Here is a 15,826-nt window from a genome sequence, read left to right as displayed (position 1 = left end):
ATCGCGGTCTGTAGGGTAGTTTGGCCACGTGTTACTGAGCTATATGCCACGAGTCTGAACTCGTGCGACTAGCATGGCTAAATCGGACTCCGATAGCAATGGCCTCCGGCAGGATCAACCGGAATGTATCCCGGCACGATGCCGGGGGGTTAGGCGGGATCACACCCAGATAATGGGTGTGGTCGCTATCGAAGGGTGTTCGAGGACACCCGTCGACCGAGTGTCACCGAACTATCAGGGCTAACATCAGATTCCATCTTGACGGCGGACCGCAGGGGTGGAATCCTCATTTCTTCGGACCTGATTGTTGTCTCGAAGCCACCATAAAGGCTTCGAGTTTCGTTGGCGAGTCGGCCCCGCCTGGTCCGTGTCGGCAGAGATTCGATGTCCCCGACCGAACGTCGTTCGCGTTCATTCCGAGTGCCCTGTTACACTTAAGGGCATCGGAACGGGCTCGCGTCGAACCGCACGACGCGAGCGACCTTCGCGTTCATTCTCAACGCCCTGTTACACTTAAGGGCGTCGGAACGAGTTCGTTCGTTCGGGGCCATCGCCCCTGACCGCGTTCGCATTTCATTCCGATGGGTGAGCCACACTTAACCCCGTCGAAGGAAGTCGACTGCGAGACGGAATTACACGGGTGTGAGTGTCCCACACGTGTATAGACGGACCGTACGGGCCTCGGGGTCGACGGACTGCTGGATCGTAGTCTTCGCTCGCGCGCACACGCGGGTGTAGCCACTGTGATGTCGCCACCGAAAACGTCGAATCGCGACCTAGATCTCGTCTAGGTGTTCGACGCCCTGCTTCGAGACGTTCCCTTTCGTGATATCGCCGGGCATCCAGTCGGGTTTGTCGTCAGGAGCCTCCTCAACCCATGCCCACGCCTCATAGATGTGGACTTTGTGGGTCCCCTTCTCCCGTAGTCGTATCTCCTCAGGATCAGCCTGATCTTCACCGTCAGCCGGTTCGAGTCGACGTGCTGCCTTCAGTGCAGCCTGCCGAGGCGTTCCGCCCGAGAAGACGCTCGATTCGTCACCGTCTTCGCGCAGTGCGAAGTTGCGCTTGTCACTGTCGGGTGCCATGGATTTCACCGCTCCATGCCAATTCAGCACATGGCAGAACATAAATATACCCCCCAATCCCGCCTCCCTCGGGGGGTATTTATATACGCTCGCACGGTCACACGCCCTTTTGAACGCCCAGACCGGCCGTTTCAGCCCGGATATTCGGGTCGAAATCGTCACGCGCGCCTACGAAACCACCAGCCAGCGGCCGGCGGCACGGTAGACTTAAGTGTATCCTGCGGTGAAGTGCGGAGTAGGATAGCGCGATGGTGCGAAAGAAGAAGCTCAGCCCGAGTGGCGCCAAAGATGAGGACGGCGAGTACCACAACGTACATATCAACATTCACGAAGACGAGCTAGCCGTCGCCGGGATGGAGATCGGCGACGAGGTGTTCGTTCGCGTCCGCGATAACAAGATTATTATCCAGAAAGCCGACCCGGAAGAGGTCGAACACGACTTTTGAGGCACCATCGACGGTGACACAGTGCCACCGGGCCATTGGGCCGATGCCCGATACCGGACATGCAACGACGTTCTTCGAGGTAACCCGAACACCAACACAATGAGACCCTACGATATCGCCAGACCACTCCTGTTTTCGCTGCCAGCAGAAACCGCCAACCGGAGCGTCCACCGGCTGTTAGAGGCGGTCGACGGAACCCGAGTCGCCGACGCGATGGCCGACCGCTACACCGTCACTGACGACAGACTTGCAGTGGAGGCGTTCGGCTACACGTTCGACAACCCCGTCGGAGTCGCCGCTGGCTTCGACAAGAATGCAACCATCCCCGGAGCGGTGGCCTCACTCGGCTTCGGTTTCGCGGAGGTCGGCGGCGTCACAGCCGAGCCACAGGCCGGCAACGCCCGCCCGCGGATGTTCCGGCTCAGGGAGGACGAGGCGATCATCAATCGGATGGGCCTGAACAACGACGGCGCTGTCGTCGTCGGCGAGCGGCTGAAACACGTCGACGCGCCGTTCCCGGTCGGCGTCAACATTGCCAAGACGGAACATGTCGGAACCGAGGAGGCCCCCGACGACTACCGGACCACGTACGAACACGTCGCCGAAGGCGGGGACTTCTTCGTCGTCAACGTCTCCTGTCCAAACTCGGAGGGCTTCGAGGAGCTCCAGAACCGCGACGCGATGGAAGCGATCCTCAGTGAGCTACAGGACGCTGGCGCGGCCCCGCTGCTCGTGAAGCTCTCGCCGGACCTCCCCGAGCCGGCAGTCGAGGACGCGCTTGACCTGGTGACCGAACTCGGCCTCGACGGCGTCGTCGCGACGAACACGACGACTGAACGGCCCGCAAGCCTACGCTCGCCGAACGCGGTCGAGACGGGCGGCCTCTCCGGGAAGCCGATCGAGAACCAGGCGACCGAGATGGTCCGGTTCGTCGCCGAGCGCGTCGACGTGCCCGTCGTCGGCGTCGGTGGCGTCTCGACAGCGGAGGGCGCATACCGGAAGATCCGCGCCGGGGCCTCACTCGTCCAGTTGTACACCGGCCTGGTGTACCACGGCCCGTCCATCGCCCGCGAAATCAACGAGGGGCTGCTCGACCTGCTCGCGGAGGACGGCTTCGACTCGGTCGAGGACGCCGTCGGCGCGGACCTGTAGCTTGGGGCTTGCTGGCCTTTTGGAACAGCGATAGACCGACGGCTGGCCGTTATTCCAGCGCGTCCAGTCGGAACTCGAACGCCGCCACCGGCAGTTCCAAGTCGTGCTCGACAAGCACCTTCGGGTGGATTTCGCCGACGACGCCAACCGACTCCCCGTCGAGGACGACCTCGGCGGCGCGGCCGCCGATGAACGACGGATGCGCGGTCGGGGGCGTTTCGAGGTCCTTGTCGAAGGCGTCGGCCAGCGCCTGCAGGCGAGCCTTCGCGTCCTCATAGGAGGCGTCCGTGCGCGCGAGCGCGGCGGCGACGGTGCGGTGTTCGGCGACGCCAGTGTTCTCCGAGTCGTCGAGGCCGGCGGCCAGCCCGATTTCGGCGAGGTCCTGCGGATAGCTCCGGTGGGTGTTGTTCTCCAGGACCATCATGATGGAGGGGAGCGCCCACGTCCGGAGGATAGTGTAGTCCTCGCTGTAGGGCTCCTGGATGGTGACCGGGTCGGCCTCGCCGACGGCGTCCCCGCCAGTACTGTCCGGACTGAGTCCCATCCGCTCGAAGTTCTCGGCCTCGTTTATCATGTGGAAGTTCAGCAAATCCTCGAAGCCCAGCCCGACCAGAGCGTCGCGGGCGGCGTCCTCAAGCCGGGACCGCTCGTGGCGGCCGCCGACCGTCGATACGTCGGGGTAGGTCGGTTCGAGGCTGTTGAACCCGAGCGCCCGCCCGATGTCGTCGATGATATCCAGCGGGTGGATGACGTCGACGCGGTAGGGCGGAATCTCCACCTCGTAGGCCACGCCGTCGTCGGCGTCGGTTTCGCTCGCGTCGAGGCCAGCGCGCTCGGCGTAGTCGACGACCTCGCGGCTGTCCAGTGAGACGCCGAGAATGGATTCGATACGGTCGTGCGTGACCGTCTTCGTCCGCACCGAGAGGTCCGGCCGTTCCAGCGTCTTGCCGGCGTACTCGCCGGGCGCGTCGTCGGCGTAGGACACGTCGACCTTCTCGACCTGGCCGCCGCGGGCGGCGAGGGCGTAGCAGACGATGTTGCACATGTGGTCGATGGTCCACTGGTCGGTCCCGGTCATCTCGATGAACAGGTCCCGGGAGTCGACGCTGACCTCGGTTCGGCGGCCGTTGATGACCGGCGGGAACGAGAACAGGCCGATGGCGTCGTAGATGGCCGGCACGCGGTCGAAGTCGGCGACGAGGTCGCCGTAGGTCTGGCCGGTCTCGTGGGACGCCATGACCTCGCTGGGGGTCATCTCCGCGTCGGCGTCAAGCGGTACGAACGTCGCCTCGTCGGGGTCCGCGCTGGTGTACGTGATGGACTTGCCAGTCTCGTCGGTGACCGAGTCGCCTTTCAACATCGTAAGGTCGTGGACCCCAATCGCACCCTTCGCCCGCTTGCGACCCATCGTCGCGTGGAGTTTCTCCTGCAGTTGGATGAGCGACTCCAGCGCTGCCTCGTCCATGTCCAGCCCGCGGACGATAGCGCCGGTGACGTACGGGCGCTCGTCTGGCTGGTCCTCGACCTCGATGGTCCAGTCGGCGCTGTTCGTGTTGGGGATGTCCACCCCGCGGTCGTCGCCGTAGTGGTAGCGCAGCGAGCGGGCGACGCCCTCAACGGAGAGGCGGTCGAGCCTGTCGGGAGCGAACTCCAGTTGGAACTCGTCGTCCTCGGTCCAGCCCTCGAACTCCAGGCCGAGGTCGAACAGGTCCGATTTGAGTTCGTCGTCGTCTTTCTCGTCGTGACCGGTCAGATACCGCAGTTCGTCGGGGTCGATGTCGACGACGGGCATCAGCGCATCACCTCCGTCTCCCGCAGCAGTTCAAGATCACACAGCGTCCCGTGCACGTCGCGGATGTCCTCGAAGCCGTACATGAGCATGAGTAGTCGTTCGAGCGAGAGGCCCCACGCCATCACGTCGCAGTCGACGCCAAGCGGCGTGAGCACCTCGTCGCGGAAGATACCGGAGTTGCCGACCTCGACGACCTCGCCGGTCTCGGGGTGGGTCCCGAACAGTTCGAAACTGGGCTCCGTGTAGGGGTTGTAGTGGGGCTTGAACTCCAGGTCGGTGATGCCGAACTGCTCGTAGAACTCCGTGAACGTCCCCATCAGGTCACGCACAGAGAGGTCCTCGGCCATCACCCACCCCTCAATCTGGAAGAACTCCAGCAGGTGGGTCGGGTCGAGCGTGTCGTTGCGGTACACCTTCTCGACGCTGAAGTAACGCTCGGGCGGTTCGAGGTCACCGACCTGGTGGCCCGAGAGGTAGCGCATCGACAGCGAGGTGGTGTGGCCCCGGAGGTCCATCCCGCGGGCGATGTCCTCGGTCCAGGGCGAGTGATAGCCCTCGCCGTCGGGGCCGACGCCCTCCCGGTGGGCCGACCGGACCCGCTCGACGAGGTCGTCGGGCAGGTTCCGAATCTCGTCGGGCCGTTCCAGCGCGAACTGGTCCCAGTGGGTCCGGGCCGGGTGGTCCTGGGGCATGAACAGGCAGTCGTTTATCCAGAACTGGGCGTCGGCGTGGGGGCCTTCCATCTCCTGGAAGCCCATGCCGACGAGCGTGTCCTTCACGCGGTTGGCGGTCTGGCGGAGGATGTGCTCCTTGCCGTGGCTCACGTCCTCAGCGTCGGCCTCAACGTTGTACTCGGTAAACTCCACGTCTTCCCACTCGCCGCTGGTGAGCAGTTCGGGCGTGAGCTGGTCGACCGTCTCGGCGGCCTCGACGCCCTCCATCAAGGCGGTGACGCCGTCGTCGGTCAGCCGCACGGAGCGGACGGTCTCCTCGCGCGCGTCGACGAGGCCGCGCCGTTCCAGTTGGTCGAGCGCGTCCGGGTCGGCGTCCTCAACACGTCCATCTGCGACGGCCTCCAGCGCCAGCATCTCGGGGTCGGACCCGGGGTCGGCGTCGGGGTTGGCCGTGATTTCGCCGCTGTCGATGTCGCCGTAGGCCTTGCGGGCGTAGTTCGAGAGCGCGATGTCGACCGCGCCGCCTTCGAGACCGGACGCGCCGATGACCTGCCCCATCTGGACTGGGCCGTCGGCCGCACCGGCATCGATAGCGGCCTCATAGAGGTCCTGTTCGGGCAGGCTCTCGCGGACGTACGCCTCGCCCTCCTCGGTGAGTTCGTAGTGTTCCAGCGTCTCCTCGTCGACGGCGACGAGGCCGTCGGCTTCCAGTTCGAACGCCGCTCTGGTGGCCGCTTCGGGCTTGAGGCCCGCGTCCTCGGCTACCGCATCGATGCGCCTGTCCTCCTGTGCGTCGGCGGCCTGCAGGACGGCCACCTGTGCCTGTGGTCGTTTCATACGGGTGTCTCGGTCTTGTGGGGATAACCGCGGGTCGCTCAGTTAACGGTTCTTACTTCCTGCTCACGGTTTCGTCCGACCACGCCTCTCAGCGCCGTCAGAGTCCACACGCGGTCAGGCAGTACAAAAGAAGCCGAACCCCTGTCTGTCGGATGGCTGGCGCGCGACACCGGCACGGTGGGATTCGGGTGCCATGTCTCAGCGATTGTGGCTGTCAGGCAAAAACGTTGCGCGTGTGGCCGTCGCGACACGAACCCGGCGACGCGACCGGGCGCTCAGTCCGCGCCCGAGCGCTTTCGGTCGGAGTCGAGGTCGATGTCGAGTTCGTCGAGCCTGTCTTCCCACTCTGCGCGTTTCTCCTGGTGGTCTTCGAGGAACTCGGCCATCAGTTCGGCGGCCTGTTCCTTGCAGCCGCCACAGAGCCGTTCGCCGCCGACGCACTCGTCGTACACCTCCTTGGCGAACTCGTCGTCGTCACCCGACAGCAGGTAGGCATACAGCTCGTAGACGGGGCACTCATCGGCCTTCCCACCCTTCTCGCGCTGTTCCTCTGCAGTAGAGCGGCCGCCGGTCGTCGCGGATTTTACCTTGTCGTAGCCGTCCTCCGGGTCGTCCAGTAGCGAGATGTGGGAGGCCGGAATCGACGAGGACATTTTCCCGCCAGTGAGTCCGGTCATGAACCGGTGGTAGATCGAGGACGGCGGCTGGAAGCCGTAGCCCCCGTTGTCGAGTTCGACCTGCCGAGCGAGTTCCTCCGCCTCGACGTGGTCCAGGTCGAACGTGTCGATGTGCTCGTCGTACACTCGCTTCTCGCCGTCGATAGCTTCGATGAGGGCCTCGAAGGCTACGTCGGTAGCGTTGCGGTCGAGGAACCGGATCCGCGGTCGGAGTGGTTCCTTCCCGGCCTCGTCGAGTTTCGAGACGACGGACTCGCGGGCGTCAGCGGGTGCTGGCTGGTGGTCGCGCAGCCAGTCGGCGGCCTCGCCACACCGCGGTCGGTCGGCATCCTCGGCGTAGTCCTCGCGGGCGTCGTAGGCCTGTCGGAGCAGTGTCCGTTCGACTCCGTCGGCCTCGAAGCTGGCAAACGCTTCTGTCACGCCGAAATACCGCATCCGCGCGGCGAGATCTCGGGCCAGCCGCATATGGGGGTCCTGGTCCGGGCCGACGGGAATGACCGTCGGCTTTGGCTCGTCCAGTTGCGGATAGAGGATGTCGGCCATCTGCGTGACGACCGACTGCATGTGTGAGATGTCGGTCTCGCCATCGAAGTCGTAGATGGCCTGCAGCTCCGAGAAGTTCGCCTCAGCCCCGAGTTCGAACGCAAGGTCCTGCACTTCGCGGTTGTCGGACTGGCGGTACAGCGTCCCCTCTTCGGGGTCGAACCCGAGCGCGAGCAGCGAGAGGACGTAGTCCGTCGCGTGCTCGTCGATTTCGTCCCACGAGAGCCCGCGGGCGCTGTGGGCTTCGAGGTCCGCGATGAGCGCGTGCGCGTCCCCGCCCTGCTGTTGGTGCCAGATAATCTCGTCAAAGACGAGCTTGTGGCCGATGTGTGGGTCGCCGGTCGGCATGAACCCCGACAGCGCGGCGAAGGGGTCGTCGTTGCGCATGGCTTCGGCGACCGGTCGGTAGTCCCGGTGGCCGAAGATGACGCCCCGCCGCATTAGATAGTGAGGGTTAGGGACCTCAGGAAGCACCTCGTCGAACTCCTCGATGCCGAACTGCTCGAACAGCTTGCGGTAGTCGGCGATAGTCGAGGAGCCCCACGGGTCAAGCGTCGCCTCGTCGGCCCCTTCGGCCTCGGTGCCGCCGTCCGGCAGCACTGGGTCGTCACCGGAGGGGGCGTCAGGCTCCCGCCACGCTGCGCCCGACTGGCGGCGGTCCTCGTCGGGCGATGCGTCGTCGTGGTGGGAGTCGTCCGTTGTCATAGCTGTGGTCGGCTCGCGGTGAGCCACGTTACAGGTGTTTTGGTCCCGGTCGGCGCAAAAAGGGTTCGTTTCGGTGCGCCGAGGGACCGACGGGCAGATACCCACTGGCCGACCCCGATGCCCGGGCGGCTCAGGGCGTCAGTCGTTCGACAGCTATCCACTCGATATCGACATCACCGCCGTCCGTTGTGAGTGCGAATACCATCGTCTTCCGGACGCCGTGAGCGAGGCGCACGTCCAGCGCGAGGTCCCTCGGCTCGAACCGGTGGTCGGCCGGCAGCACGCGCACCAGTAGCTCCGAGTGCCCGAGGTTCGCCGCACTTTCGACATCGGCGTAGGTCCGGAAGTCAGCGCCGAACTTGAAGCCGGTCTTCGGCGCGACGCCGCTCGCTCGCAGGGCCGTATAGACAGCTAGCCGGCGGTCGAAGCGGTCGCCCTCGACCTCGCGGCCGCGCTCGACGACAGCGTCAGCCCCGCCATCGACTGTGAGCAGTCCCGCCTGTGCGAGATACGCGGCTTCAACGAGGGAGAGCTGCACTGCGCCGTCGTCACCGAGCCGCTGGCCGTAGAAGGCCTGCTCGTACAGCTCCGCCGGCGGCTCCCAGCACACCACGCGCTCTCCGAGCAGTTCCCCCTCCGTTGCCGGGACGACAGCGTCGCTGGTTCCCTCAACGTCGCGCCGGTCGGTGTCGAGGTAGGTGACCTCGCTCTCCTCGTCGACGACCGCCAGCACGCAGTCTCCCAAGGCCGCGGCGGCGGCGGTATCACGCTCGCCGACGACCCTGACGCGGTACGCCACTTCGGTGTCCCATGGCCCGTTCCCGCGCGGGTAGACCACGAAGTCCGCCCCCGACGCGTCGTCGACCCACCCTTCGCAGGCCGGCGTGAGGTAGAAACCGCGGTCACGGAGGTCTTTGTAGACAGCGAAGTCGACCTCGGAAACGGCCGTCGACCCGAGGAACGCCCGGAAGTCCATGCCGTCGATGCTCTCGATATCTCCGCGGTAAAGGAGGTGTGCGGCCTCCACCGGGGCCAGGTCGAGGTCCCCGTCGCGGACCTTCCCGTAGCCACGCGAGTCGTAGAACCGCTCGCGGGCCTCGTAGCCGGCCCGGACAACATCACCGTCGAGCGTTAGTCCCATGCTCTGACGTGGCTCCCGCGACGACAAAGCCCCTGCGGGTCCGAACCGGTAGCGGAGTTGGGCGGATGCGGAGGGTCAGTGCTCACTCCCGTTCTGCGCAAGAACTGTCCAGACATCGCGTGCCGCCAGCGGTTTCGAACAGCGGCAGGCCGCAGTCACAGTTACCGACGACGACGCCGGACGGCATCGAGAAGCCGGTGTCACAGTCGGGGTAGTGTTCACAGCCGGCGAGCAGGCCGCCACGGCGGAGAATCAGCAGGTCGCCGTCACAGTGAGGACAGCTCCACTCGCGGTCAAAGGCCGCGATGACGGCGTCGTCTAGTGAGTCACACTCCCGGTCAAGACACAGTTCGAACGCCCGCCCACGTTCCACTCGAAGCGTCGGGAGTCCGCAGTCGTCACACCGACCGCCAGTGACCGCGGCATCGCTCGGAATCCCATAGGCGGCGTCACAGCTGGTACAGGTAACCTCGCTACGGGTGCGAACCAGCGTCCCGGCGCAGTCGGGACAGTCGCGCACCGGAACGCCGGCGTTCGAGGCCGGATAGCGGCCACTGCCGTGTTCCTCGTGAGTGACCACCCGGAGGAGTTCGTCGCCGTCGCGGGCGGTCACCGCTCCGTTGTCGATGGTGACGCTTTCAGCGCGCGTGAGCCACGCGACCGGCTGATATCCTTCGGCATCGTGAACCAGAACAGTGTTGTCCGGTTTAACGACGACGAGGACATCACCGCGCTGCTCTCGCTCGCGCGCGCCCTCGAAAACGGTCGTACATTCACCAGCAATCACACGGGTTCCGTCGTGCATGGACTGGGCTGGCCGGGTTTCGGTATTTAAATCCTCAGGCGGTGGACGGGGTTTCATAGCGCGGTCGTCGCTGCCGGAGTCACAACAGCCAAAGCCGTCGCCGAGTGACAGCAAGGCAATGAGTGAACCGCCTGCTGCGGTCTGTTTCGATATGGACGGCGTCCTCGTCCAGTCTGAAGACCACTGGGTCCGTGCCCAGCGCGAGGATATCCTTCCGACGACCGCACCGAACGACGACATCCCGGTGTCCGCGATTACCGGGCGGAACTACCGAGAGGTGTATCCGGACCTGAACGCCGAGTACGACCTCGAAATCAGCCGCGAGGGCTTCGAGAGACTGTTCGAGGAGCACGGCGAGCGGATTTACGGCGAAAAAGCGACCGTCCTCGACGGGGCAAACGAACTGCTCGACGACCTGCGGGACGCCGGCGTGGCACTGGCGCTGACGACCTCCGCACCATGGGCCTGGATCGACGTGGCCGACGAACGCTTCGACCTCCTCTCGAAGTTCGATGTCGCCATCAGTGCAAATGACATCGACGGCCCCGGGAAGCCGGAGCCAGACATCTACGAGCAGGGCGCGGCAGAACTGGGCGTTGCGCCCGAGGACTGCTGGGCCGTCGAGGACTCCACCGCGGGCGCACGCGCCGCCGTCGCCGCCGGAATGACGACCGTCGGGTTCCGCGGCGACGGCGACGAGACGGACCTCTCGATGGTCCACGAGACCGCAGACGATGCCGCGTCGCTGCGACAGGTACTTTTAACCGGTGTGTAACGCCCGCGAGTCTGTGCGGAGGTGAGAGATGACAGACGCAGAAGCAGCGGTATGGCGCTCCGGTACAGAGTTGAGCCAGAAACCGAGAGGCAATACTTTAGTACGGTACGCAGAAGTTCAAGAGCCACAGAACGGCGTGCAGGAAATGCCAGTGTGGGGGAAAGACCCGGCCAGGTCAGGCGGGGTCACCGTATCCGCGGCCCGCGAGGAGGCCGAAGATGTTGAGGGCAACGACACCCACGAAGATGAGGAAGCTCTGACTGTCCAGTCCGCCCAGCAGTAGCGGCGGATATGCCAGTGGCGTAACGATAGCCAGCCAGAACGCGATGAATTGCAGGGGACGAACGAGTGATCGGAGGGCGACGCTACTGGGGGCGGCTTCCATCGGGGAACGGAAGGGCGATGCACTGGACATTGTGGGCTTCCTCAGTTCTTCGTAAGAACCCATACCCCAATATAAACGCCAGACCCTTGGGGAGAATTCGTGCTCTTTTCGGAATGTTAACCGGATTTCAGCACCTTTCAGCGATGTTTCACAGAGCACTGTAACGCTTTTAGAGGTGTTTATAAATTTTATTGGCCATTCTAAGCGTGTTTCAGAGCAGGAGTCGAAACGGCGATTACCGAACGAGAACTGACCGGGTTTCGGTGATCGTCGGGAGCGGCAACGCGGGGAACGCCACCTCGACGGTGAACGTGAGTTCGTCCGCGTCCGCGCCGAAGACGGCCACCGGAAGCGTCGCTTCACCGAGATACGACGGTTTGGCGGTCATCTCACGCCCGTTGACAGTGACCCGTAGGCCCGCACGGGCACTGCCACCAGTGTTTTTCACCGTCACCTCCCGCATATCGTTGTCACCGGGCGCGATGGTCTCGGGGAACTCACCCCAGTCGATGGAGACAACAGGGAGGTCCCGGGCGTTGGCCAGCACTTGCTCGGCGACGCCTTCGGAGAGTCCGGCACGGACGAGGCCGTCTTCGCCGGCTTCGACCACCTCGGCGGGCGAGGACAGGCCCGCGGCGGCGAGCTTGCCCGCGCGACCGCTGCCGACGCCGTCGATGGCGGTCAGCCCCACCGCGTCGGCGCTGATACCGTGTTCGACGCGGGCCTCGACCCGGCAGGCCAGGTTCGCGTAGCGAGCCGGCCCGAGCGTGTCGACGAACTCCCGCATCGCCGCGAGCAGGCGCAGGGCGTTCTGGCGGATGACCCACGCGTCGCTTTTGAGTTCGGTCGGCGTCGTCCCGGTCATGCCCGAGCGGAGGATGGCAAGCACCTTCCGCTGGCCGGCGTCGAGACTGTCGTCGACACTGTCTCCCAGCACCGCGTGGACAGCGTCCTCCTCGTCGGAGCGGGCGCTGACGCTGTCGAACTCCGTCGCGCCGGCCACCGCGGTCAGCAGGTCGTCCGCGTCAACAGAGACAGCGGAATCCGGGTCCGCGGCGTCCTGACACCGTTCGGCAACGTCCGCGAACCGGCGTGCGGTCGACAGCCGGAGGTAGAACTTCGAGGCGAGCTGGCCGAGTCGCGTCGGCTCGACGTTGAGGCCGTCCTGCTCGACGAAGCCCTCGTCGACAAGCGCCGAGAGCGTATCGCTGACCCGGTTTCGGAGATCGCTGCCGGCGTCATATTCGTCGGGGGCCGACTGCGAGCGGGCGTAGTAAAACGTGGTCCCGAGCCACTCCATTACGTCGTCCACGTCGTCGATGGTGCCGAGCGCGATTTCGGCGTTCAGGTGGGCGTCGAGTTCGGCCGCCAGCCGGGACTCGATCTCCTTGCCGTCACGGAGCAGGCGGCGGTACTTGTCGGCGTCCGAACGGTCACAGACGACCCAGGCGTAGCCCATGTCGTCGTAGCCGGGCCGACCCGCGCGGCCGAGCATCTGGAGTACGTCGAGCGGGCTCATGTCGACCTCGCCCTCCAGCGGGTCGTGGAGTTTGGTGTCGCGGATGACGACACAGCGGGCGGGGAGGTTCACGCCCCAGGCCAGCGTCGAGGTCGAGAAGAGCAGTTGTATCTTGCCCTCCTTGAACCACTGCTCAACGCGGTTCTTGTCCTCGCGCGCGAGGCCGGCGTGGTGGAAGCCGACGCCGTCGAGCACGGACTGGCGGAGCGTGTCGTTCGAGAGGTCCGCGGCGTCGTTGTGGAAGTCGTAGTCTCCGCGTGCGCCCATCGGAATATCTCGCTCGACAATTTCGTCGCGGGCCTTCTTCGCGGCCTGGACGGTATCCTGCCGCGAGGAGACGAACACGAGCGCCTGACCCTCCTCGCGGATGTGTGGCTCGGCGAGGTCCAGCGCCCGGTAGAGCCGGCGGTACTTGTCGGCGAAGGCGTTCTCGCCGTGGGAATACGTCTTCACGTCGGCGTTGAGTGGGACCGGGCGGTACTTTTCACCGAAGGCGAAGGTGGTCTCGTCGGGAGCGTCTAGCCAGTCAGCCACGTCGTCGATGTTCGGCATCGTCGCCGACAGCGCCACGACACGCGGGTCACAGAGCCGGCGCAGGCGCGAGACGGTGACTTCGAGCACCGCCCCGCGACGGTCCGAGTCCAGCAGGTGGACCTCGTCGATGACACAGCAGTCCACGTCAGTGATAAAGGAGTAGCGGCTGGTCTCGTGTTTCCGGGTGGCCGAGTCGGCCTTCTCCGGCGTCATCACGAGGATGTCGGCCCGCTCGGCGCGGCGGGGGTTCAGGTCCCGCTCGCCGGTGACGACGTAGACGGAGTAGCCCAGGTCCTCGAACCGTTCCCACTCGCTCTCTTTCTCGTTGGTGAGCGCACGCAACGGCGCGAGAAAGAGCGCGGTCCCGTCCTCGGCGAGGGTCTTGCAGATGGCCAGTTCCGCCAGCGCGGTCTTCCCGCTGGCCGTCGGCGCGCTGACGACGACGTTGTCGTCGCGGTTCAGCAGGGCCGGCAGGGCCGCCGACTGCATCCGGTTGAACTCCTCGAAGGGGAAGGCGTCGGCAAACTCGGGGAGCACCTCCGCGACCGCCACAGTCGGCTCGCTGTCGGTTCGGGATGGCACGTCACAGTCGCAGTTCCGCGACGGCAAAGGCGTTTCTATGGGGGAACCGAAGTGTGGGAGAAGACATAGTTCCGGAGCCATTGCGTAGCTGCCCGCTGTGAGCGCCCCACACGCCTGCCCAAAGATTAACCCGGCCGGCTGACAGTGCGCAAGCGTGCCCCTCAGCGACCCCGAAGACTACTACGACGAGAACGACGAGAGCGAGTGGGACCGTCTGGCGGCCACGCTACACGGGCAGTTAGAGTGGACGGGGACCGTCGAACAGCTCGAAGCGACCCTCCCCGACACGGGACGCGTCCTCGACGTGGGCGGCGGCGCTGGTCGGTACGCCGTCTGGCTGGCCGAACAAGGGTACGATGTCACGCTCGTCGACCCCAGCGAGGGCCAGCGGGCTCTCGCACAGAAGAAGATCGCCGAGCACGGGCACGAGGAGCGGGTGACCGTCAGGGCGGGGGACGTACGCGACCTCGAGTTCGACCGGGACGCATTCGACGCGACGCTGTGTCTGGGTGGGCCGCTCTCGCACGTGCTCGACGCCGACGGACGCGTGGCTGCCGTGCAGGAGCTTATGCGGGTGACAAAAGCTGCGTGTCCAGTGTTTGCATCCGTTATGGGGCGGCTCAATTGGCTGGTGCTCTCGCTGGTTGGCGGGTCGGACCACCTTGTCCATGCGGCCGAACTGGCCGAAACGGGCGATTACGACCGTCCGTTCGTGGCGCAACTCGGTCACGACGCGGCGTTCACCGAGACCCATTTTTTCCGTGCCGACGAGTTCGAGGCGCTGTTAAAGGCGGGCGGAGCAACCGTCGAGACGCTGGTCGGACTGGAAGGGCTGGCGTCGGTACTTGCCGCCGCCCCGCTCCGGGGAACCGCTGACGAGCTGTCAGCGCGCGAGCGGGCCGGTGTCCGAGCGCTCGTCGACGAACTCCGGACGGACCGGACCGCCGTCGACATGTCCGCACACATGCTTGCCGTCTGTCGGGCATGAGCCGGCAACGCGGACAGCAAAGTGAGTGCTCGGAAGTACGCCGCCGACCACCGTTTCGATCCGGTTGCCGGACCAGTCGATTGTCGTTCACACGCTATACGGGAGACCGCGTGAGCCCCGCACGTTTTTCACCGGGCGAACCGAACTCCGGATAATGAGTCGTTCGCGCAAGCCTGACTGGCTGAAGATGCGGCCACCGTCGGGCGAGCGGTTCACCGATATCAAGCAGACGCTCCGGGATCGAAACCTCAACACGGTCTGTGAGGAGGCTAACTGCCCCAACCTCGGGGAGTGCTGGAGCGGGCGCGACGGACCGGGGACAGCCACGTTCATGCTGATGGGCGACCGCTGTTCGCGGGGCTGTAACTTCTGTGACGTGGAGACGGGCGGGATGGAGCCGTTGGACCCTGACGAGCCACAACAGGTGGCCGACGCTGTCGCGGATATCGGGCTGGACTACGTAGTACTGACGAGTGTCGACCGCGACGACTTGCCCGACCAGGGCGCGGGCCACTTCGCCGAGACGATCCGGGCCATCAAGGACCGGGACCCCTCGATTCTCGTTGAGTGTCTCATCCCCGATTTTCAGGGTGAGCCGGACCTCGTACGGAAGATTATAGACGCCGACCCGGACGTCATCGCCCACAACATCGAGACGGTCGACCGCCTCCAGTGGCCGGTCCGGGACCGTCGGGCGGGCTACGAGCAGTCCCTCTCGGTGCTCCGGCAGGTCGACCGAGAGAGCGACGTGTACACGAAGACCAGCCTGATGCTTGGCGTCGGCGAGTACGCCCACGAGGTGTACCAGACGCTGTCGGACCTCCGGCAGGCCGGCGTCGACGTGGTGACGTTCGGCCAGTACCTCCAGCCCTCCCGCTCGCACCTCGAAGTCTCGGAGTACGTCCACCCGGACGCCTTCGACACCTGGCGGCAGGTCGCTGAGGAGGAGTTCGACTTCCTGTACTGCGCTTCGGGGCCGATGGTCCGCTCGTCGTACCGGGCGGGCGAACTGTTCGTCGAGAGCGTCCTGCGCGAGGGGCAAAGTGCCGACGATGCGCGGACGGACATTCGTGCGAACAACTGATACATCCGAGTTATCGGCGATAAATTTTCCAGAATTAAAGATGCCTTAGAATATCTGAAGCGCCCATATAGTCAGTAATACCCACGTCGGATATATTTTTCA

At 65.1% G+C, this 15,826-nt stretch carries 13 protein-coding genes and 1 rRNA gene; 5 read left to right on the top strand and 9 right to left on the bottom strand.

The features are described from left to right. Together DVK00_RS07630 and DVK00_RS07625 are read right to left on the bottom strand one after the other, a co-directional pair. A 16S ribosomal RNA gene (locus DVK00_RS07630) occupies window positions 1-125 on the bottom strand; the annotation flags it as partial. Between the two features lie 651 nt (window positions 126-776). Then, window positions 777-1,085: a non-histone chromosomal MC1 family protein gene (locus tag DVK00_RS07625; protein WP_004516406.1), complete on the bottom strand. Its 309-nt coding sequence runs from the start codon at window positions 1,083-1,085 to the stop codon at window positions 777-779. A gap of 248 nt (window positions 1,086-1,333) precedes the next feature. On the opposite strand from DVK00_RS07625, the gene DVK00_RS07620 reads away from it, so the two are divergent. Beyond that, the gene (locus DVK00_RS07620) at window positions 1,334-1,531 is read left to right on the top strand and encodes a hypothetical protein (RefSeq protein ID WP_004516407.1); all 198 of its coding nucleotides are present in this window, start codon (window positions 1,334-1,336) and stop codon (window positions 1,529-1,531) included. A 99-nt stretch (window positions 1,532-1,630) separates the two neighbouring features. After that, window positions 1,631-2,683, top strand: coding sequence for a quinone-dependent dihydroorotate dehydrogenase (locus DVK00_RS07615; protein WP_121577513.1), 1,053 nt, complete (start codon window positions 1,631-1,633; stop codon window positions 2,681-2,683). Window positions 2,684-2,732: 49 nt separating this feature from the next. Here DVK00_RS07615 and pheT read toward each other — a convergent pair whose 3' ends face one another. The 5 genes from pheT to DVK00_RS07590 all read right to left on the bottom strand — a co-directional run bounded on the left by pheT (window position 2,733) and on the right by DVK00_RS07590 (window position 9,857). Continuing rightward, window positions 2,733-4,475 (bottom strand): phenylalanine--tRNA ligase subunit beta, encoded by a 1,743-nt coding sequence (pheT, locus tag DVK00_RS07610; RefSeq protein WP_121577512.1) that lies wholly within the window; start codon window positions 4,473-4,475, stop codon window positions 2,733-2,735. Continuing rightward, on the bottom strand, window positions 4,475-5,986 hold the full coding sequence (locus DVK00_RS07605; RefSeq protein WP_101349013.1) for a phenylalanine--tRNA ligase subunit alpha: 1,512 nt from the start codon (window positions 5,984-5,986) through the stop codon (window positions 4,475-4,477). Before DVK00_RS07605 ends, pheT begins: the two co-directional genes overlap by 1 nt. A gap of 275 nt (window positions 5,987-6,261) precedes the next feature. Beyond that, on the bottom strand, window positions 6,262-7,911 hold the full coding sequence (locus tag DVK00_RS07600; RefSeq protein ID WP_101351386.1) for a tryptophan--tRNA ligase: 1,650 nt from the start codon (window positions 7,909-7,911) through the stop codon (window positions 6,262-6,264). A 130-nt stretch (window positions 7,912-8,041) separates the two neighbouring features. Then, window positions 8,042-9,052, bottom strand: a complete 1,011-nt coding sequence (endA, locus tag DVK00_RS07595) for a tRNA-intron lyase (RefSeq protein ID WP_121577511.1) — start codon at window positions 9,050-9,052, stop codon at window positions 8,042-8,044. A gap of 82 nt (window positions 9,053-9,134) precedes the next feature. Beyond that, entirely contained in the window at window positions 9,135-9,857 is a 723-nt protein-coding gene (locus DVK00_RS07590) for an endonuclease NucS domain-containing protein (protein WP_121577510.1), read from the bottom strand. Window positions 9,858-9,975: 118 nt separating this feature from the next. On the opposite strand from DVK00_RS07590, the gene DVK00_RS07585 reads away from it, so the two are divergent. After that, window positions 9,976-10,632 (top strand): HAD family phosphatase, encoded by a 657-nt coding sequence (locus DVK00_RS07585; RefSeq protein WP_121577509.1) that lies wholly within the window; start codon window positions 9,976-9,978, stop codon window positions 10,630-10,632. A gap of 175 nt (window positions 10,633-10,807) precedes the next feature. On the opposite strand, the gene DVK00_RS07580 is transcribed toward DVK00_RS07585, so the two are convergent. After that, window positions 10,808-11,047, bottom strand: a complete 240-nt coding sequence (locus DVK00_RS07580; protein ID WP_232794503.1) for a hypothetical protein — start codon at window positions 11,045-11,047, stop codon at window positions 10,808-10,810. Window positions 11,048-11,252: 205 nt separating this feature from the next. Next, window positions 11,253-13,622 (bottom strand): DEAD/DEAH box helicase, encoded by a 2,370-nt coding sequence (locus DVK00_RS07575; RefSeq protein ID WP_101351384.1) that lies wholly within the window; start codon window positions 13,620-13,622, stop codon window positions 11,253-11,255. Between the two features lie 184 nt (window positions 13,623-13,806). On the opposite strand from DVK00_RS07575, the gene DVK00_RS07570 reads away from it, so the two are divergent. Next, window positions 13,807-14,640, top strand: coding sequence for a bifunctional 2-polyprenyl-6-hydroxyphenol methylase/3-demethylubiquinol 3-O-methyltransferase UbiG (locus DVK00_RS07570; RefSeq protein WP_121577508.1), 834 nt, complete (start codon window positions 13,807-13,809; stop codon window positions 14,638-14,640). A 25-nt stretch (window positions 14,641-14,665) separates the two neighbouring features. Next, window positions 14,666-15,724: a lipoyl synthase gene (gene lipA, locus DVK00_RS07565; RefSeq protein ID WP_255410811.1), complete on the top strand. Its 1,059-nt coding sequence runs from the start codon at window positions 14,666-14,668 to the stop codon at window positions 15,722-15,724. Window positions 15,725-15,826 lie beyond the last annotated feature (102 nt).

This window comes from Haloarcula sp. Atlit-47R, from assembly GCF_003665985.1.
Taxonomy (GTDB): Archaea; Halobacteriota; Halobacteria; order Halobacteriales; family Haloarculaceae; genus Haloarcula; species Haloarcula taiwanensis.
Note: the sequence above shows the minus strand (reverse complement) of the source record. Positions and strands in the feature narration are given on the sequence as shown.